Source organism: Streptomyces cathayae (assembly GCF_029760955.1).
In the GTDB taxonomy this organism is placed as follows: domain Bacteria; phylum Actinomycetota; class Actinomycetes; order Streptomycetales; family Streptomycetaceae; genus Streptomyces; species Streptomyces cathayae.
This window is the reverse complement of sequence record NZ_CP121682.1, coordinates 3,199,452-3,217,708: the sequence shown is the minus strand read 5'-3', so window position 1 is coordinate 3,217,708 and position 18,257 is coordinate 3,199,452. Positions and strand designations below refer to the sequence as shown.

Here is an 18,257-nt window from a genome sequence, read left to right as displayed (position 1 = left end):
GTGTCCGCGTGGGCATACCCTGCCGCTCATGACGGACGTGCAGACCAGCCGGGACACCACCGGTACCAACCCCCTCGCCCCCGCCCCGGCGGGCGCCCGCACCGCGGCCGACGTGGTCACTCCCGAACTGGTCGCCCAGCTCACCAAGGGAGTCGCCGGTTCCGGGCGGACCGCCAACCACACGCCCTTCACCGGCGAGAAGCTGGCGGACCTCCCCGAGTCGACCCCCGAGGACGTGGAGCGGGCCTTCGCGGCGGCCCGCACCGCCCAGGCCGTGTGGGCGCAGATCCCGGTACGGCGGCGCGCCGCCGTCCTGCTCCGGTTCCACGACCTGGTGCTGGAGCGCCAGGCCGAGGTGCTCGACCTGATCCAGCTGGAGACCGGCAAGGCCCGCCTGCACGCCCACGAGGAGGTCCAGGCCGTCGCCATCGCCGCCCGCCACTACGGCCGCCGGGCCGCCGCGTATCTGCGGCCCAAGCGTCACGCGGGCGCCATGCCGGCCCTCACGAAGGTCACCGAACTGCGCCACCCGCGCGGTGTCGTCGGCCAGATCGCGCCCTGGAACTACCCGCTGGAGCTGTCCGTCGGCGACGCGCTCCCGGCGTTCGTCGCGGGCAACGCGGTCGTGATGAAGCCCGACACGGAGACCTGCCTCACCGCGCTCTGGGCCCGTGACCTGCTGATCGAGGCCGGGCTGCCCGCCGACGTCTTCCAGGTCGTGCTCGGCGAGGGGCCGGTCGTCGGTCCGGAGGTCGTCCGGCACGCCGACTACGTCTCCTTCACCGGCTCCACCCGCACCGGCCGCGAGGTCGCCCGGAGCGCCGCCGCCCGCCTGGTCGGCGTCTCCCTCGAACTCGGCGGCAAGAACGCCATGCTGGTCCTGGAGGACGCCGACCTGGACAAGGCCGCCGCCGGTGCCGTCCGCGCCTGCTTCTCCTCCGCGGGCCAGCTCTGCATCTCCATCGAGCGGCTGTACGTCCACGAGTCGGTCGCCGACGCCTTCCTGGAGCGCTTCGCCGCCCGGACCCGCGCGATCCGCCTCGGCACCTCCCTGAGCTACGGCGCCGACATGGGCTCCCTGGTCGGCGAACGCCAGCTGGAGGCCGTCACCCGGCACGTGGCGGACGCCGTCGCCAAGGGCGCGAAGGTGATCGCGGGCGGTACGGCCCGTCCGGACGTCGGTCCGTACTTCTACGAGCCGACCATCCTCGACGGCGTCGAGGAGTCCATGACCGTCTGCGCGGAGGAGACCTTCGGCCCGGTCGTCTCGCTCTACCGCTTCGGCTCCGACGACGAGGCCGTCGAACGCGCCAACTCCACCCCGTACGGCCTGAACGCCTCGGTCTGGACGAAGGACGCCCGGCGCGGCCGCGCGGTGGCCTCCCGGCTGCGCACCGGCACGGTCAACATCAACGAGGGGTACGCGCCCGCCTACGGCAGCGCCCAGTCGCCGATGGGCGGCATGAAGGACTCCGGCCTCGGCCGCCGGCACGGCTCCGAGGGCATCCTCAAGTACACGGAGGCCCAGACCGTCGCGCACCAGCGGCTGCTGCCGATGGCCCCCTCCCTCGGCCTGGACGACGAGCGGTACGCGGAGTTGATGAGCCGGAGCCTGCGCCTGATGAAGGCATTCCGTTTCCGCTAGCCCGCCCCGCCCCGCCCCGCCCGGGCCGAGCCGGCACCGTGGCTTTCGACGAGGAGAGCACGTGTCACAGGAGAACTCCGCCCAGGACCGGAACGACGAACGCGAGGACGAAACGCTGCACGACGCCGTGTCCGACGCCGTGTACGACTACGACGTCCTCGTCGTCGGATCGGGTTTCGGCGGTTCCGTCACGGCCCTGCGCCTGACCGAGAAGGGCTACCGCGTCGGCGTACTGGAAGCGGGCCGCCGCTTCACCCGCGACTCCCTGCCGAAGAACTCCTGGGACCTGCGGAACTACCTGTGGGCCCCCAGGCTCGGCATGTACGGCATCCAGCGCATCCATCTGCTGGGCAACGTCATGGTCCTGGCCGGCGCGGGCGTCGGCGGCGGCTCCCTCAACTACGCCAACACCCTCTACGTACCGCCCGGGCCCTTCTTCGACGACCCGCAGTGGCGCGACATCACCGACTGGCAGGACGAGCTGAGGCCGTACTACGACCAGGCGCGGCGCATGCTGGGCGTACGGCTCAACCCGACGACGACCCCGTCCGACGTGCACCTGAAGGCGGCGGCCGAGCGGATGGGAGTGGGCGACACCTTCCACATGGCCCCGGTCGGCGTCTTCTTCGGTGACGGCGAGGACGCCGACGGCACGGTGAAGGCGAAGCCGGGGCGGGAGGCGGCCGACCCGTACTTCGGCGGGGCGGGGCCCTCGCGCCGGGCCTGCACCGAATGCGGCGAGTGCATGACCGGTTGCCGGCACGGCGCGAAGAACACCCTCAACGAGAACTACCTCCACCTCGCCGAGAAGGCGGGCGCGGTCGTCCACCCCATGACGACGGCCGTGGCGGTGACGGAGGACTCACAGGGCGGATTCGCCGTCGCCACGCTCCCCACCGACAACCGCCGCAAGGGCGGCGGGCGGACCTTCCGGGCCCGCCGCGTCGTGCTGGCCGCCGGCACCTACGGCACCCAGACACTGCTGCACCGGATGAAGGCCAACGGTCAGCTCCCGCACCTCTCGGACCGGCTGGGCGAGCTGACCCGCACCAACTCCGAGGCGCTGGTCGGGGCGCAGACCGACGACCGCCACTATCGCAAGGCGACGGGGGCACCCAAGGTCGACTTCACCCGCGGTGTGGCCATCACCTCGTCGATCCACCCCGACGAGAACACCCATATCGAACCGGTCCGTTACGGTCGCGGCTCCAACTCGATGGGCGGCCTGTCGATCCTCCAGGTCCCGTACGCGGGCGGGGGTCCGGGCGCGGCCAGGGTGCTGGGCTGGCTGGGCAACGCGGCGAGGCACCCCTGGCTGATGATGCGTTCGCTCTCCAACCGGCGCTGGTCGGAGCGGACCATCATCGGCCTGGTGATGCAGTCGTTGGACAACTCCCTGACGACGTACCTGAAACCGTCCGGGGCGGGCCGCGGGCTGCTCACCGCGCGGCAGGGCCACGGCGCCGCCAACCCCAAGCAGATCAAGGCGGCCACGGAGGGGGCGTCCGCCCTGGCGGCCGAGATCAACGGGTTCGCCGGTTCCAACATCGGCGAGCTGTCGGGCATGCCGCTCACCGCCCACTTCCTGGGCGGCTGCCCCATCGGCGCCACCCGGGACACCGGCGTGGTCGACCCGTACCACCGCCTCTACGGCCACCCCGGCATCTCGGTCGTGGACGGGGCGGCGGTCTCGGCGAACCTGGGCGTGAACCCGTCCCTGACGATCACGGCACAGGCCGAGCGGGCCATGTCGTACTGGCCCAACAAGGGAGAACCCGACCCCCGTCCGCGGCAGGGGGCGGCCTACGAACGGCTCCGGCCGGTCGAGCCGAAGGCGCCGGCGGTCCCGGCGGACGCGTTCGGCGCGCTGAGGCTGCCGTTCCTGGGGATGCCGACGGTGCCGCCGAAGAAGCAGCCGCCGACAGCCGGGTGAGCCGAGAAAGGAAAGAGGACCTGCGCCCCCCTCCGAGCGCAGGTCCTCTTCCCTATGTCTGCGGCGTGTTCACGCCACCTTGCTCACGGTGTGCTTACGCGACCGCGCCGGCCTTGCGGCGACGCACCACGAACACCGCACCCGCACCGGCCGCGACGGCGGCACCGCCGAGGAGGCCGATCATCGGAAGCGCGGAGCCGGCACCGGTCTCGGCCAGGCTGCCGGTGACCTTCGGGGTGTCGGCGGCCGGCTTCTTGTCCGTGACGGGGGCCTTGCCGCCCACCTGCGGCTTGGTGCCGTCCGTGTCCGTACCGGCGGACACGATCTGGAACTTGTACGACACCTCGCCGTAGCCGGTGCACTCGCCGTCGCTGTCGCCGTAGATCGTCGCGCCGAGCGAGAAGCCGGCGCCGACCGGGGCGGAGGCCTTCACATTGATCCGCATCGGGATGTTGACCTGGTAGCCGGCTTCGAGCTCGGTGCTGTAGCCGATGTAACCGACCGCGTAGCCGCCGTCGTTGAGGTCGGCCCAGATCTCGTCCTCCGGGTCCCAGACCTGGAGCTGGACGTGCTTGCTCCGGAACATGTCCTCCCCGTACTTGTCGGGGGAGGCCCCGGCGAAGTAGTCGAGGTCCTCGAGGGTGGAGTCGGAGTTGTTCACCACGTCCAGCGAGAACTTGTGCCAGCCGCTGCCCACCGCGATCTTGCCGGGCAGGCCGGAGAAGCCGACGTCGACCTTGGTGTCCTCGCATATGGACGGCTCGGGGTCCGGAGTCTCGGACTCCTCCGGCTCCGTCTCGCTGGGCTCGGGCTCGTCGGTCTCGGTCTCGCCGGGCTCGGGCTCGTCGGTCTCGCCGGGCTCGGGCTCGTCGGTCTCCTCGGGCTTGGGCTCGTCGGTCTCCTCGGGCTTGGGCTCGCCGGGGTTGTCCGTGTCGTCGGTCGCCTCGGGGGCGGTCGTCTCGGGAGCCGGGTCGTCCGTCTTCGTCGGCTCGGTCTCTCCGGGAGTCGACTCGGAGGCGATCGGCGACGGGGTCGTCTCGTCGGTGGCGTACGCGGCCGGAGCCGCGAGGAGCGCAGCCGGGGCGATCACTGCTGTTGCGGCCGCAACAGCCATGGCGCGGCGGAGCTTCATGAAGACCTCGGGAAGTCAGGTGTACCGCCGGTTGCGGTACGCGTCAGGGGGAGGCCTCCGCGGTGGGGCGCGGGGTGTGGCCCGTGGTTCTGATGGTTTGATCACCGAACCCTGTAAATGGTTGTCCTGGCTCTGACAGAAATTTTATGTGAGGTGGATCACTCCTGTGGAGTGATCGGCGGGGGCGTACGCTCACCCCTCGATCCGCGTTGACGGAATCCGCCCCCCTTGACAGAAAGCGCGTCACCCCGTGCCCGAGAAGTCGTCCGAAGAACCCACAAGACCGGGGTCCTCCAACCCGCCTGGCGATGTGTGGGAAAAATTCTTCGAGGACGGTGAGCGCGACATCCGCGCCACCGCCCCGAAGGAACCGTCCGCGCGGGCACGGATGGTGACCGAGCGGCTGCGCGCCATGGACGAGGCACAGGCCAGGTCGAACGGCGCCGGTGGGAAGCGTCGTTGGGGCCGGAGCAAGCCCGCCGCCCCGCCCGCTCGGCCCGAGGGGTGGCGCACCGGGCCCGCCTGGCAGGAGATGAACGGCCGCACCACACGGCGGCGTACGGGCTGGAGCGTCGTCGGCGTGCTGGTGGCCGTGGCGGTGGCCGTGGTCGCCGTCCACCCGTCCGGCGCTCTCTCCTGGCTGCCCGGCGGCCTCGGTGACGGTCCGGGCGCGTCGAACGGGGCGGACGGGGTGAACGGGGTGAACGGCGCATCCGCTGCGCCGCTGACCCCCGAGACCGCCCGCCCCACGGGCGCCCCCTCCGCGGCCCCCGCCGATATGCCCACCCGGGAGCGGCCGTTCGCCGGCTCTCCGGCCGCGCGGTGGGAGTCGGGAGCGGAGGCGATCAGGTTGCCGGAAGGGAAGGCGAAGGCCGTCAACGGAGTCTCCGCAGCCTCCGTCGAGGCGGCTCTGGAAGGGACGAGGGACTTCCTGATCGCCTCGAACCTCGACCGTGAGGTGATCATGGGGGCCGAGCCGAAGAAGGCGCTGGCCCTCCTCGACCCGTTGATGGGGGACCACCTCGCCGAGCTGCGCGCCGGGCTGCGCAAGCCCACGGTGAAGAACGACCCGGTGTGGATCTTCACCCGGTTCGACCCCGACGAGGTCGAGCTGGTGGACGAGGTGAGGGTTCGCGGCCGTCTGACGGTCGAGCCCGTGCGTGGAACCGCCGGAAGGGCCGTGGCCAAGGGTGACTACACCTTCGTGTACGCGCTTGCCCGCCAGGGTGGGAGCGAGGTGACCCGGGTGATCGTGCGCCGGGTGATCGAGGTGGAGGCGGTGGACCCCGCCAAATTCCAGGCGACCGACGGACACGTCTGGCTCGCCGACATCAACAGCGAGATCGGCAACGACGACTGCCGCGAGGGCGACGGGGTGATCCGTCCGCAGTTCCTCGCCGACCTGGAGAACAGTCCCATGCCGACGGGGGAGGAGCGGGATCCGTACGACCGGAGCCGGGGCCTGGACGGGGCCACCGAGGAATGCGGCGTCGTGACCCGCACCTGACACCGTGCCCCGCACGGGAGCCGGTCGCGAGGGAAGGGTCCCGCCGGTCGGCCCCGGGCGTCCCCGGAGCCGGCCGTTCTCCCGGGTGACCGGGCTGCTGTCCCCTGCCGTCCGGTCACCTTGTCCGGAACGAGGTCCCACGACGCACGGCACGATCCGTACGTCTCATCGCTCCGGCGAGCCACGCGTGGTTCTTTCGAGTCCGCCCCTGGCTGACACGGACACCCGTACCAACGGCGCGACCACGGCTCCGGTCACGCGCCGTACGGGTGAGGAGGGATGCGTACGTGTGTGCCCGGAACGCGGATCCGGTCGCCGGTGGCCGGCCTAGGGGCCGACCCCGATGCCCGGTCCCGGTGTCCGGTCGCTTCAGATCTTGCCGCGGCTCAGCTCCAGCAGGGTCATCGCGAGCGTGGTGCCCGGCTTGCCCAGGGCCTCCCTGTAGTGGCTGAGGATCTCCATCTCGCGGGAGAGACTCACACGCCGTCCGCCGGAGGTGATCCGTTCCCGCTGGATGACGGCCGACACGGCCATCCGTTCCTGGACCAGACCGATGATCCGGTCGTCCAGGGCGTCGATCCGCTCGCGGGCACCGGTGATCACATCGGCGGCCTCGGCGGTGCGGGCGCCGGTTTTCTCGGCGGTCGTGCCGTCTGCGGCCGTGATGTCGGCGGTGGTGATGTCGGTGGGGGTGGTCATGGCGGGGCTCCTCGCTGGATGTGTGGGGTGCCCCCGGATCGACCGGGTCCGAAAACGCCAGGCGCCCCGGACCTTGTCGGCCCGGGGCGCCTGGGAAGTCGCTTGTCAGTTGCTCAAGCAGCACGACCATGGCAGCCGGTGGGCCGGTTGCCATAGGTAAAGGAGAAAGCCGAGAAGGCCGTGTGCGTGAGCATGGTTCCAGTATGCCGCGCTCGCCCCGGCCGTCCAACACGGGTGGTCGCATGGTGAGACGGGCCCCTGCCGTGCGCGGCTGCGGGAGCCCGGGGAGGGCCGCATGCCCACCGGCTAGAATCGGAAGACACCAGACCCGCCCACCGCCGGAAGGCACCTCGTGTCATCAGCGACTTCCGCTGCCAACGCGCCCGACACCGTCCTGGTCGTCGACTTCGGCGCGCAGTACGCCCAGCTCATCGCCCGTCGCGTCCGCGAGGCGCGGGTCTACAGCGAGATCGTGCCGAGCACCATGCCGGTCGCGGAGATCCTCGCCAAGAACCCGGCGGCGATCATTCTTTCCGGCGGCCCCTCGTCGGTGTACGAGGAGGGCGCCCCCACCGTCGATCGCGCGCTCTTCGAGGCCGGCGTCCCGGTCTTCGGCATGTGCTACGGCTTCCAGCTCATGGCGCGGACCCTGGGCGGCCAGGTGGACAACACCGGTGCGCGTGAGTACGGCCGTACGGACCTGCACGTCTCCAAGTCGTCCTCCACTCTCTTCGAGGGCACCCCGGACGAGCAGGCCGTGTGGATGTCGCACGGCGACGCCTGCTCCGCCGCCCCCGAGGGCTTCGCGGTCACGGCCTCCACGGACGTCGTCCCGGTCGCCGCCTTCGAGAACGACGAGAAGAAGCTCTACGGCGTCCAGTACCACCCCGAGGTGATGCACTCCACGCACGGGCAGCAGGTGCTGGAGCACTTCCTGTACCGGGGCGCGGGCCTGAGCCCGAGCTGGACCACCGGCAGCGTCATCGAGGATCAGGTCGCCGTCATCCGCGAGCAGGTCGGTGACCGGCGCGCCATCTGCGGTCTGTCCGGCGGGGTGGACTCCGCCGTCGCCGCGGCCCTCGTCCAGAAGGCCATCGGTGCGCAGCTGACCTGCGTGTACGTCGACCACGGCCTGATGCGCAAGGGTGAGACCGAGCAGGTCGAGAAGGACTTCGTCGCCGCGACCGGCGTGCAGCTGAAGGTCGTGGACGCGTCGGAGCGGTTCCTGGCCGCGCTCAAGGGTGTCTCGGACCCCGAGGAGAAGCGGAAGATCATCGGCCGCGAGTTCATCCGGGTCTTCGAGCAGGCCCAGGCCGAGATCGTCGCCGACGCGGGCCCGGCCGTGGAGTTCCTGGTCCAGGGCACCCTCTACCCGGACGTCGTGGAGTCCGGCGGGGGCACCGGCACCGCCAACATCAAGTCCCACCACAACGTGGGCGGCCTGCCCGAGGACCTCGAGTTCAAGCTGATCGAGCCGCTGCGCCAGCTGTTCAAGGACGAGGTCCGGATGGTCGGCCAGGAACTCGGCCTGCCCGAGGAGATCGTCCAGCGGCAGCCGTTCCCCGGCCCGGGACTCGGCATCCGCATCGTCGGCGAGGTGACCAGGGAGCGGCTCGACCTGCTGCGCGAGGCCGACGCCATCGCCCGCGAGGAGCTCACCGCGGCCGGACTCGACCGGGACATCTGGCAGTGCCCCGTGGTGCTGCTCGCGGACGTCCGCAGCGTCGGTGTCCAGGGCGACGGCCGCACCTACGGCCACCCCGTCGTCCTGCGCCCGGTGTCCTCCGAGGACGCGATGACCGCCGACTGGTCGCGGCTGCCGTACGACGTCCTCGGCAAGATCTCGACCCGCATCACCAACGAGGTGCGGGACGTCAACCGCGTCGTCCTCGACGTGACCTCCAAGCCGCCGGGGACCATCGAGTGGGAGTAGTCCCCGTTCGGGTGGCCCCTGTTCGGGTGGTCCCTGTCGGGGTGGTCCCCGTTCGGAGGGGGCTCACGTCCGTTTGAGCGTGCGCACCGGCTCACCGGGCTTCCAGACCTGGAGGACGAGATACGTCTCGTCCTCCACGTAGGTCCGTACGACCTCCGTCAACTCGGTGCGGAAGAGGTGGAACGGCTCCGGCGGTTCCACCTCTTCGGCGTACTCGCTCCTGGTGTCCGCGTCGTCGACCTCGAACGCGCGCCCGCTGATCCGGACGTCCCCGCCGCCCATGCCCGTGCCCGCCCCCGGGTTCGCCTGGAGCGCGAAGCGCGGGTCGCGGCGCAGGTCGAGTGCCTTGAGCGAGTCCGGCATCATGCCGAGCCACAGCTCACCGTTCAGGAAGCGCACCTCCAGGCCGGTGGTGCGCGGCGACCCGTCCTTGCGCAGGGTCGCGAGGACGTGGTGGGTGTGCGCGCCGAAGCGCTCCTCCACGGTCTTCGCGAGCTCGGGTTCGGCGGAGGTGAAGGCGTCCCAGTTCGTGTTCACGGGGTTCGTGTCCATGGGCCGAGTGTGGCGCGGATAGCGGACACCGTGTGTCGGGTATCCGCGGTGTCCTCCGGATGGAGCAGCAGGCGGCGCACGGCGGTCGGTCACGGCCGGCCACGGGGGATTTCACGGCCGGGTCAACATGACGCCTCGAACTTCATCCACTGACCGGACCTGCCGGGTGGGGAGGGTCGGACGTAGGGCACAATTCGCATTCGTTGCCGGGGAGTTGCGTGCACCGATGGTGATCTTCAACGTGTGCGCGGACATGGGAAAGGCGGGCTTCGGGCGTGGCGGTGCAGGAGGCGGACCCTACCGGGACGAGGTATGGCGCGGACGTGGGCGCCCACGAGGGCGGCTGTGCCTGCGGGGACTGTCCGCACGGGGTGCGTGAGGGGCACCGGCGCGCGGTCGCCGCGTTCCTGCTGAAGCGGGAGGAGTTCGCGGCGGGGCAGGGGCTGCCCGCGGCGGTCGCCCACTCGGCGTCCGCCTCCCGCCAGTGGGTCTCGGAGGAACTGGCACAGGCCGCGGAGCTCGTGGCCGCGCGCGGCCGGGCCGAGGGTGCGGCCTGGCTGACGCGCCTGTGGCGTCGGACGGCGGTCGTGGTGTGGGCGGCGGTCGTACTGCTGCTTCTGGGCCAGGCGTTCACGGCGATCGGCTCGGGCTGGAGCGCCGCGCGCACGGCCGGGTTGCTGGCCGCGCTGGTGGTGGCCGGCGCGCTGACCGCCGCTTCGTGGTTCCACCGGGCGCGGGGCGGGGTGCTGGCGCCGGTGATCGGGGAGGACAACCGTCTTTCCACGTCCCGCGCGGTGGCGGCCTCCTGGGTGCTGCTCCTGGCGTACGCGGTGCTGGTCCTGGCGGGGCAACTGGCGGTCGCCTCCGAGCACCGGGAACGCGACGCGCTGATCGCGGGGCTGGAACTGGCTCGCGGTGCGGGCGTGGTGACCGTACTCGCCGTGGTGTGCGGGATCGCCGTGGTGGTGCGGCGGGTGGTCGGACTGCGGGTGCAGGGGCAGCGGCTGCAGAAGGTGCGCGCGGACCGGCCCCGGGCGGCCGATCTGCTGACCGACGACGCGGGACGGGGCTGCTTCGCCGACATCCAGTACGTCGTGATCAGCGCCGTCGCGCTGGCGTTCGCGGCGGTACGACTGGCGCGGCGGCCGGACCAGCTGCCCGATCTGCCGTGGGGGCTCGCGGTGGTCGTGCTGGTGTCGGCGGCGACCTATCTCGCGGGCAAGTACGCGGAGGGCGGCCGGCCGGTCATCCTGTCGGTGGTGCGGGCGCGGGAGGCCGGGGACCTGGACGCGCCGATCCGGACCGGCGACGACATCGAGATCCGGGGCACCGGCTTCGTTCCGATGGGCGCGCAGGGAGCCGACCGGCTGGCCCGGATGGTGGTCCGGGTGGGAGCGGTGCACGTCCATGTGCCGCTGGTGCCGGTGAAGGGCGGTTTCGATAACCCGACGGACGCCCTGCTGACCGTTCCGGTCCCGGTGGAGGTGGAACCGGGGCGGGTGGAGGTACAGGTCGTCACGGCAGCCGGGGTGGAGACGAACCGGTACGCGATCGACGTGACGGACTAGCCGGACCGGTGGGCGCGGCCGAGTGGGCGAGGTGACGTTCCGAAAAATCGGGGCGGTAATGGATTGATCCGGCCTTGGTTGTCGTACATATGGTCTGTCGAGGAGGTCTCGGTACGGCGGCGGCGAGAGGCGACAGACGGCGATGATTCACGGTATGCGCACGGATGCGTACAGCCCTCACTTCGATGGCGGCAGGAACTGGCGGGACACCGCCACGCGGTACGCACTCCTCCCTCTGCGGATCTTCCTGGGCGTCACCTTCATCTATGCCGGACTGGACAAACTCACCGACAGCGCGTTCATGAAGGACGCCGGGGCCGGGTCGATCGGCGACATGATGCGTGCCGCCCGCGACTCCTCGGCCATTCCCGCGCTGGTCGACATGTCCCTGCAGAATCCCGTCGCCTTCGGTTACGCCATCGCCTTCGGCGAGTTGGCCGTCGGTATCGGAACCCTCATCGGTCTGCTCGCCCGGCCGGCCGCCCTTGGCGGTGCGCTGATCTCCCTCAGCCTGTGGCTGACGGTGAGCTGGGCCGCCGAACCGTACTACTACGGAAACGACCTCCCCTACCTCATGGGCTGGATTCCGCTGGTGCTGGCAGGTGCACCCCTGCTCTCCGTGGACGCCGCCCTCCGGGGGCGCCGCCGACGGCGGGTGAGCGACTACCGATAGGGCTCCCCCCCACCCGCGGGCCGGCCCGGCCGCCGGCCGCCTTCGTCAGGTCGGTGACTTCGCGTGGCTCTCCCGGTCGCCGGACCGTCTGTTCCGGCGTATCAGGCCCGTCACGCTGCCCACCGCTGCGGCCAGGCACAGGCCGCCCGCGACGACGGGGAACACGGCGAACCACGGGGTGTCCCAGGCGCCGCCCGCGTCTCCGGCGTAGAGCACGCCGGCGAGAGTGAGGAAGGCGCCGGCGACCAGCCTGCCGGGCTGGAACTCATGACGTAGCACGGCTCACCTCCGCCTGTCCGGCGCCGACCTGGAGGTCCAGCTCGAGTGTGCCCGCCTTCTTGACGCCCGCGGGCGGAGCCAGGGTGGTCTCCTCGCGCTTGTCGGGTGCCACGTCCACGTCCTTCCGCAGGTCGCCCGGCAACTGGATGTCGCCCAGTCCGACCTGGACGTTCAGCCGCACGGTCACGTTCTCGGGCACGATCACGTGGATGCGGCCCAGGCCGACGTCGGCCCGTGTCGACACGGTCTGCCCCTCGGCCACCCGCACCTTGGACAGATCGAGGGTGCCGCTCCCCGTGCCCAGGTTGTACACCGGGCGTATCTGTGCGACCGAGGCGGGCTCCCAGTTGGTGCGCATCCACTCGGTGCCGATGTCCTTGGGCACGGCCGTGGAGGCGGCCAGCAGTCCCGCGGTGATGACCGCCAGGAGGATCGACCCCGCCCCGGTACGGCCCAGGAACGCGCTGACCGCCACACCGAGGCCGAAGACGGCGAGCGCACACGCGAGACCGGTCTGCAGGCTGGTGCCGAGCGGATGCTCCTGCCATGTCAGGCCCGTGCCCAGACCGGCCGCGAGCAGGGCGAGCAGGAAGACCCAGCCGCCGATCCCACGGGGCCCTCGCGGCTTGGCCGGCCGGGGGTGCGGGGGACGCGCGGCGCCGTGGCCGGAGCCGTGGGGGTCGAGGCGGACGTCGACCACTGCGGCGATGTCCAGGTCGCGGGAGTTCCCCGGGCCCCACAGATAGCCCGTACCGCCGATGTGCGTGCCGTCCTTGACGATGGGATCGCGCCACCAGGAGGAGTAGGCGGCGGGAACCGGCGGCGCCTGGGGCTCCGGCGGAGCGTCGGCGGCGGCCTGGGCGGCGAGGGGGTCGGGGCTGGGGGTACCGCGCTGCCGGGACCAGTACCCGGCACCGGCGAGCAGCAGGGAGAGCATCACGGCGAAGCTCAGCACCCCGCCGTTGTTCAGCATGGTGAGGAAGGCGCCGCAGCCGACCAGCGCGAAAAGTATCGCCGCCAGGGTGTGGCCGCCGACCCGGCCGGTCAGCAGCCTGCGGATCTCGTTCTCCTCCTCGCCCTCGTACGGCACGATGAGCCAGGCGAAGCCGTAGAAGATGAGGCCGACGCCGCCGGTGGCGGAGAGCACCGCCAGTGTGATGCGGAAGATCACCGGATCCATGTCGCACTGCCGGCCGAGCCCGGAGCACACGCCACCGATCATCTGGTGTCGGCGGTCGCGCCGGAAATGGTGCGGAGGCTCGGGCACGCCCGCCTCACCGGGCGGCTGCGGGGCTCCGCCGGAAGCGGCCTCTCCGACCGCGCCGGAGCCGGACCCCGGGCCCGGCGCGGCGTGCTGGTGATCTGTCATGGCTCCATGGTGACGGGCGAGCCGCCGCGACGGCAGTCGGGACGACCCTGGCCGGACCCTGATATCGGCCCTGAGGGGTGCCCGGGGGCCGCGCGAGGACCCGGAACCGGAGATCAGGGGAGTCTCCGGGACCGACCCTGATGCCCCGGAACCGGGGACCGTGTGACCATCATTGACATGTCGGAAGCCGCAGCAGCGCCACTCGTCGAGCCGCGGCCGCCGCGCAAGCTCTACCGCAGCGGTGATGGACGCTGGCTCGGTGGTGTGGCGCGGGGGCTCGCCGGACACCTCGGGCTGCCCGTGATCTGGGTACGGCTCGTGTTCGTCGGCCTGTTCATGGCCGACGGACTCGGCGCGCTGCTGTACGCCGCGTTCTGGTTCTTCGTACCGCTCGGCGTCGGCGGGGTGGACGCGCAGAAGCCGCCCCCGCTGGTCGGGACCGAGACCTCGCCGGACGGCCGGCGCAGACTCGTCACCCGCAGACCGGACAAGGGCCAGATCGTCGCCCTGCTCCTCATGGTCGTCGTGGCCATGGGCTTCGTCGGCAGTGTGGACACGTCCAACGGCGCCAAGGCCTACCTTTGGCCGACCGTGCTGGTCGGCGCGGGCGTCGCCCTGGTCTGGCGGCAGGCCGACAACGCACGCCGGGCCCGCTGGGTCGAGGTCGGCAGCCGCCGCCGTACGGTCACCCTGCTGCGGGGCGGCGCCGGCGTCCTGCTGGTCACGGCGGGCGTGTCGGGCATCTTCGTCCTGCGGGGCTCCGGTACGCACCTCGCGTCGGTGCTCCAGGCGGCCCTCGCGGTCCTCGTCGGGATCACCCTCCTCGCCGGCCCCTACCTCGTGCGCATGACCCAGGACCTCTCCGAGGAACGGCTGATGCGCATCCGCGCCCAGGAGCGCGCCGAGGTCGCCGCCCACGTCCACGACTCGGTGCTGCACACCCTCACCCTGATCCAGCGCAACGCCGAGAGCCCGGGGGAGGTGCGCCGCCTGGCCCGCGCCCAGGAGCGCGACCTGCGCACCTGGCTCTACAAGCCCGAGGGCACCGGCAAGGACGAGGAGGAGGAGCCCACCACCCTCGCCGACGCCGTGCGGCGCAACGCCGCCGAGGTGGAGGACAAGCACGGCGTCCCCATCGAGGTCGTCGTCGTCGGCGACTGCCCGCTGGACGAGAAGACCGGCCCGCAGATGCAGGCCGCACGCGAAGCCATGGTGAACGCGGCCAAGTACGGTGGCGAGGGGGGTGCCGTACAGGTCTACGCCGAAGTCGAGGGAAGGACGGTCTTCGTGTCCGTCCGGGACCGCGGCCCAGGCTTCGACCTCGACTCGATACCCGCCGACCGTATGGGTGTCAGAGAATCGATCATCGGCCGCATGGAGCGCAACGGCGGCACGGCGCGGCTGCGCGCGGTGCCGGACGGCGGCACGGAGGTCGAGCTGGAGATGGAGAGGGCGGAGAACACGACATGAGCGAGCCCACCGAGCCGACCGGGACGAACGGAACGGCGGGACCGGCCGACGGCGCCGGACGCCATGTGCGTGTCGTCCTCGTCGACGACCACCGCATGTTCCGCACGGGCGTCCAGGCCGAGATCGGACAGACCGACCAGACCGGCGTGGAGGTGATCGGCGAGGCCGCCGACGTCGACCAGGCGGTCACGGTCATCACCGCGACCCGGCCCGAGGTCGTCCTCCTTGACGTGCACCTGCCCGGTGGGGGAGGCGTGGAAGTGCTCCGTCGCTGCGCGCCGCTGATGGGTGACACCGAGCAGCCGGTCCGCTTCCTCGCGCTCTCGGTCTCGGACGCGGCGGACGACGTGATCGGCGTGATCCGGGGCGGTGCCCGCGGATACGTGACCAAGACGATCACCGGGACCGACCTGATCGACTCGATCTTCCGGGTCCAGGAGGGCGACGCCGTCTTCTCCCCCCGCCTGGCCGGCTTCGTCCTCGACGCCTTCGCCTCGACCGACGCCCCGCCGGTCGACGAGGACCTCGACCGCCTCACCCAGCGCGAACGCGAAGTGCTGCGGCTGATCGCCCGCGGCTATGCGTACAAGGAGATCGCCAAGCAGCTCTTCATCTCCGTGAAGACGGTCGAGTCCCACGTCTCGGCGGTCCTGCGCAAACTCCAGCTCTCCAACCGCCACGAACTCACCCGCTGGGCGACGGCCCGGCGCCTGGTCTGACCGCCCGGTAGGCACCCACGCGACCACTCCAGGTCCGGTGACGCCGGTCCTGGAGTGCGCGGCGCCGAAGGGTGGGCGGTCGGGATACGGTCCGCACATGGGTGAGGGTCGGCACTTCGGCTGCCGTGTCGACAGCCGTCGCCGACTTCGCCCGCGGTGCGACTCCTGAGGCGCACTGGCCCGTTCCGCACGGGGCCGGTCGTTTGCGACAGCCCGTGGGGGACATGGCCTCGGCGTGTGCGGTGTCGGAACGGGCAATCGTGCCCCGGGCGTGGCACACCGTCTGACAAAAGTGTGAGCACTTCGGCTGCAACTGTCCTCATGCCGCTCGTTTGAGCGTTCACCTGACACTTTCCTGCCGACTGCTCACGCTTTTCAGCAGGGTGTCCGTCTTCGGCCCCGCAGCGTCGGGACCGCGAAGATCCTTACGTCATCCAGTGGCATATGTAGAGGGGGTGCAAACCGGCTGGCTACTTTGAGGCTCCTGCCCGGTGGGCGTGGGATAGGTTGCCCGCCATGGCCGAGCTCGGACCCGTCGCCTGGCCGCCTGCCCCGATCAGGACCGAGCGGCTCGTGCTCCGCGAGTCCGAGGCCCGGGACCGTGCGGCGTTCATCGAACTGTTCGCTTCGCCGGAGGTGCGCACCTACCTCGGCGGTCCTCGACCGCGTGAGGAGCTCGAGCGCGCGGTGCCTGAGAGACCGGGGCGGCGCCCCGGTCTCTTCGTGATCGAGCTCGACGGGGCGGTGATCGGCACGGTCACGCTCGACCGGCGCGACGCGGAGCGTCCGGGACACCTCCGTCCGGATGCCGGGGAGGCCGAACTCGGCTACCTGTTCCTGCCGGAGGCATGGGGACGTGGGTACGCCGCCGAGGCGTGCGCGGCGGCACTCGACTGGTTCGCCGACGCGCTTCCCGGCGAGCCGGTGGTGCTCTGCACCCAGACCGCCAACGACCGTTCGATGCGCCTCGCGGCGAAGCTGGGGTTCACCGAGGTGGAGCGGTTCGAGGAGTTCGGCGCCGAGCAGTGGTTCGGCGTGCGGTCCCCGGTCACGCCGTCCGGTTGAACTCGTACCCGACAACGCGTCGGAGGGGAAGCGTACGGGGATGGGCAATGCCGGCCGCGCTGTTCAGCCAGGTTGGAAATGCCTCAGTCAGGGCGGTGCCTGCCTCGAAGTTGCCCCCTCCCCCCACACCATCCACGTCCGGGACTCGAAGCTCGGCCCCCGGAGCCCACGGTTCGCCGTTGCCGGAGGTGCCTGGGCCGCCTTCGTCGCGTATGCGCGTACCGGAAGCCTGAGCTTCGAGGGGCGGGGGCTTTACGTCAGGGCGTAGCCCCACGGCCGTAGCCGTCGTATCGGGCCGGTGTCGGGTGTGGGGTGGGGGGTGGTTAGGCTCCGGCTCATGGACGTACTCATCCACATATTTGTCGGACTGCACATCATCGGTATCGCGTCGCTGCTCGGTGGGTTCCTCACCCAGATGAAGGCCATGGGGCAGGGGACCGCCCGCTTCGTGCCCGCGATGCTGCACGGCGCGCTGACGATGCTGGTCACCGGTATCGCTCTGGTCGGGCTCAACGAGGCGCAGAGCTATTCCGTCGACCACATCAAGATCGGCGTCAAGCTGGCCCTGCTGATCGTGATCCTCGGCCTGGTCTATGTGAAGCGGGACGACGAGAAGGTGGACAAGGGCCTGTTCGGGCTGGTCGGTCTCCTGACCACGGCGAACATCTTCATCGCCGTGCTCTGGACCTGACAAAGGCCGATCGTGGACCGGACGTGATCGCGGCCCGCGCGGAGGCCACCGCGCCGACGGCGACCGCCAGCCACACGGCCACCGAGACCCACAGCAGCACACGCCCCAGGCCGTCGAGCCATGGGACACCGAGGGCGGCGGACGCGGAGAGCGTCGCCGCCGCCGTCATGCCGACGGGGAACACGGTCGCCCAGCGCCGTGTGTCGTAGGCCGGCCGCGGCCGGACGGCCTCGGCGGTCAGCAGTACCGCGTACCAGGCCAGGTCGAGCACCAGCAGGACGAGGGTCGTCAGGCGCAGGACACCGAGGTCGTCGTCGTTCCACAGATACAGCCGGGAGCTGTCGGCGGTGAGCAGCCCGGCCCCGGCGAGCGACGAGATGGAGATGGCGCCGCCCGCGACCCAGTGGTCCCCGGCCCCCTCGAGCACCTGCCGCGGGTCGAAGCGGAACAGGGCGAGCCCGTAGAGCACCAGCCCGGACCAGAACAGCACCAGCGCCACCCGCGCGAGCCAGGCCGTCGACTCGGCGCCGGCGAGCGTGGAGCTCAGGACGGCGAGCCCCTGCGTGGCCACACAGGCCAGGAACACGGAGCCGGGCATGCGCGGACGCCAGCGTCGTACGACGAGGACGAGCAGCACCGGCCAGAGCACGGTGGCCAGCGCGAGCAGCGCCCCGGCCAGGGCGTCGTGGCCGAGCGCGGACATCCGCGTGCCGAGTACGGCCGTCGCGGCGACCGCGGTGAGCGAACTCGGGCTCTCCGCCTCCGAGACCCACCGCTCCCGTTCCCGCAGCAACCGCAGGACGAACTCCGCCGCCAGTCCCAGCCAGGCGGCGCAGGCGACCACGAGGAAGACCAGGGAGAGGACCTCCCACCCCGCCAGCTGCAGGGCCACGGACACGACGCCCGTCGCCATCACGGCGGAACCGGCCGCCGGGGAACGCTGCGCCCACCAGGCGTGGAAGGAGGAGGGTGAGGGGGTGGAGGCGGGCATGGGGCGATGTTAGAAGAACCCGTCGCGTACG

At 71.4% G+C, this 18,257-nt stretch carries 17 protein-coding genes; 11 read left to right on the top strand and 6 right to left on the bottom strand.

Annotation, left to right across the window (positions count from 1 at the left end; genetic code table 11):
- The first annotated feature begins 28 nt into the window (after window positions 1–28).
- Together PYS65_RS14450 and PYS65_RS14445 are read left to right on the top strand one after the other, a co-directional pair.
- Complete coding sequence (locus tag PYS65_RS14450; RefSeq protein ID WP_279334378.1) at window positions 29–1,645, top strand: succinic semialdehyde dehydrogenase; 1,617 nt, start codon at window positions 29–31, stop codon at window positions 1,643–1,645.
- A 61-nt stretch (window positions 1,646–1,706) separates the two neighbouring features.
- Window positions 1,707–3,578 (top strand): GMC oxidoreductase, encoded by a 1,872-nt coding sequence (locus PYS65_RS14445; protein ID WP_423836088.1) that lies wholly within the window; start codon window positions 1,707–1,709, stop codon window positions 3,576–3,578.
- 94 nt (window positions 3,579–3,672) lie between these two features.
- Here PYS65_RS14445 and PYS65_RS14440 read toward each other — a convergent pair whose 3' ends face one another.
- Window positions 3,673–4,710, bottom strand: a complete 1,038-nt coding sequence (locus PYS65_RS14440; RefSeq protein ID WP_279334377.1) for an LPXTG cell wall anchor domain-containing protein — start codon at window positions 4,708–4,710, stop codon at window positions 3,673–3,675.
- Between the two features lie 310 nt (window positions 4,711–5,020).
- Here PYS65_RS14440 and PYS65_RS14435 point away from each other — a divergent pair, with 310 nt between their 5' ends.
- A complete protein-coding gene (locus tag PYS65_RS14435) occupies window positions 5,021–6,217 on the top strand; it encodes a hypothetical protein (protein WP_279334376.1) in 1,197 nt (398 codons plus the stop codon).
- Window positions 6,218–6,586: 369 nt separating this feature from the next.
- On the opposite strand, the gene PYS65_RS14430 is transcribed toward PYS65_RS14435, so the two are convergent.
- Window positions 6,587–6,916, bottom strand: a complete 330-nt coding sequence (locus PYS65_RS14430) for a chorismate mutase (protein WP_279334375.1) — start codon at window positions 6,914–6,916, stop codon at window positions 6,587–6,589.
- Window positions 6,917–7,268: 352 nt separating this feature from the next.
- On the opposite strand from PYS65_RS14430, the gene guaA reads away from it, so the two are divergent.
- Window positions 7,269–8,849 (top strand): glutamine-hydrolyzing GMP synthase, encoded by a 1,581-nt coding sequence (gene guaA, locus PYS65_RS14425; protein ID WP_279334374.1) that lies wholly within the window; start codon window positions 7,269–7,271, stop codon window positions 8,847–8,849.
- Window positions 8,850–8,912: 63 nt separating this feature from the next.
- Here guaA and PYS65_RS14420 read toward each other — a convergent pair whose 3' ends face one another.
- The gene (locus PYS65_RS14420) at window positions 8,913–9,401 is read right to left on the bottom strand and encodes a pyridoxamine 5'-phosphate oxidase family protein (protein WP_279334373.1); all 489 of its coding nucleotides are present in this window, start codon (window positions 9,399–9,401) and stop codon (window positions 8,913–8,915) included.
- 275 nt (window positions 9,402–9,676) lie between these two features.
- Between PYS65_RS14420 and PYS65_RS14415 the strand changes: the two genes are divergently transcribed.
- Window positions 9,677–10,969, top strand: coding sequence for a hypothetical protein (locus PYS65_RS14415; protein WP_279334372.1), 1,293 nt, complete (start codon window positions 9,677–9,679; stop codon window positions 10,967–10,969).
- Window positions 10,970–11,111: 142 nt separating this feature from the next.
- Entirely contained in the window at window positions 11,112–11,642 is a 531-nt protein-coding gene (locus PYS65_RS14410; RefSeq protein ID WP_279334371.1) for a DoxX family protein, read from the top strand.
- A 45-nt stretch (window positions 11,643–11,687) separates the two neighbouring features.
- On the opposite strand, the gene PYS65_RS14405 is transcribed toward PYS65_RS14410, so the two are convergent.
- Window positions 11,688–11,921: a hypothetical protein gene (locus PYS65_RS14405; RefSeq protein WP_279334370.1), complete on the bottom strand. Its 234-nt coding sequence runs from the start codon at window positions 11,919–11,921 to the stop codon at window positions 11,688–11,690.
- Window positions 11,908–13,290 carry a PspC domain-containing protein gene (locus PYS65_RS14400; RefSeq protein WP_279334369.1) on the bottom strand — a complete coding sequence of 461 codons (1,383 nt, stop codon included), beginning with the start codon at window positions 13,288–13,290 and terminating at the stop codon, window positions 11,908–11,910. Before PYS65_RS14400 ends, PYS65_RS14405 begins: the two co-directional genes overlap by 14 nt.
- A gap of 177 nt (window positions 13,291–13,467) precedes the next feature.
- On the opposite strand from PYS65_RS14400, the gene PYS65_RS14395 reads away from it, so the two are divergent.
- The 5 genes from PYS65_RS14395 (at window position 13,468) to PYS65_RS14375 (ending at window position 17,235) form a co-directional block, all read left to right on the top strand.
- Window positions 13,468–14,760, top strand: a complete 1,293-nt coding sequence (locus PYS65_RS14395) for an ATP-binding protein (RefSeq protein ID WP_279334368.1) — start codon at window positions 13,468–13,470, stop codon at window positions 14,758–14,760.
- A complete protein-coding gene (locus PYS65_RS14390; protein ID WP_279334367.1) occupies window positions 14,757–15,479 on the top strand; it encodes a LuxR C-terminal-related transcriptional regulator in 723 nt (240 codons plus the stop codon). Before PYS65_RS14395 ends, PYS65_RS14390 begins: the two co-directional genes overlap by 4 nt.
- Before the next feature lie 516 nt (window positions 15,480–15,995).
- On the top strand, window positions 15,996–16,544 hold the full coding sequence (locus tag PYS65_RS14385) for a GNAT family N-acetyltransferase (protein ID WP_279334366.1): 549 nt from the start codon (window positions 15,996–15,998) through the stop codon (window positions 16,542–16,544).
- A gap of 40 nt (window positions 16,545–16,584) precedes the next feature.
- Entirely contained in the window at window positions 16,585–16,812 is a 228-nt protein-coding gene (locus PYS65_RS14380; RefSeq protein ID WP_279334365.1) for a DUF397 domain-containing protein, read from the top strand.
- A gap of 69 nt (window positions 16,813–16,881) precedes the next feature.
- A complete protein-coding gene (locus PYS65_RS14375) occupies window positions 16,882–17,235 on the top strand; it encodes a hypothetical protein (protein WP_279334364.1) in 354 nt (117 codons plus the stop codon).
- Here PYS65_RS14375 and PYS65_RS14370 read toward each other — a convergent pair.
- A complete protein-coding gene (locus PYS65_RS14370; RefSeq protein WP_279334363.1) occupies window positions 17,213–18,226 on the bottom strand; it encodes a tellurite resistance/C4-dicarboxylate transporter family protein in 1,014 nt (337 codons plus the stop codon). The two genes, PYS65_RS14375 and PYS65_RS14370, sit on opposite strands and share 23 nt — an antisense overlap.
- Window positions 18,227–18,257 lie beyond the last annotated feature (31 nt).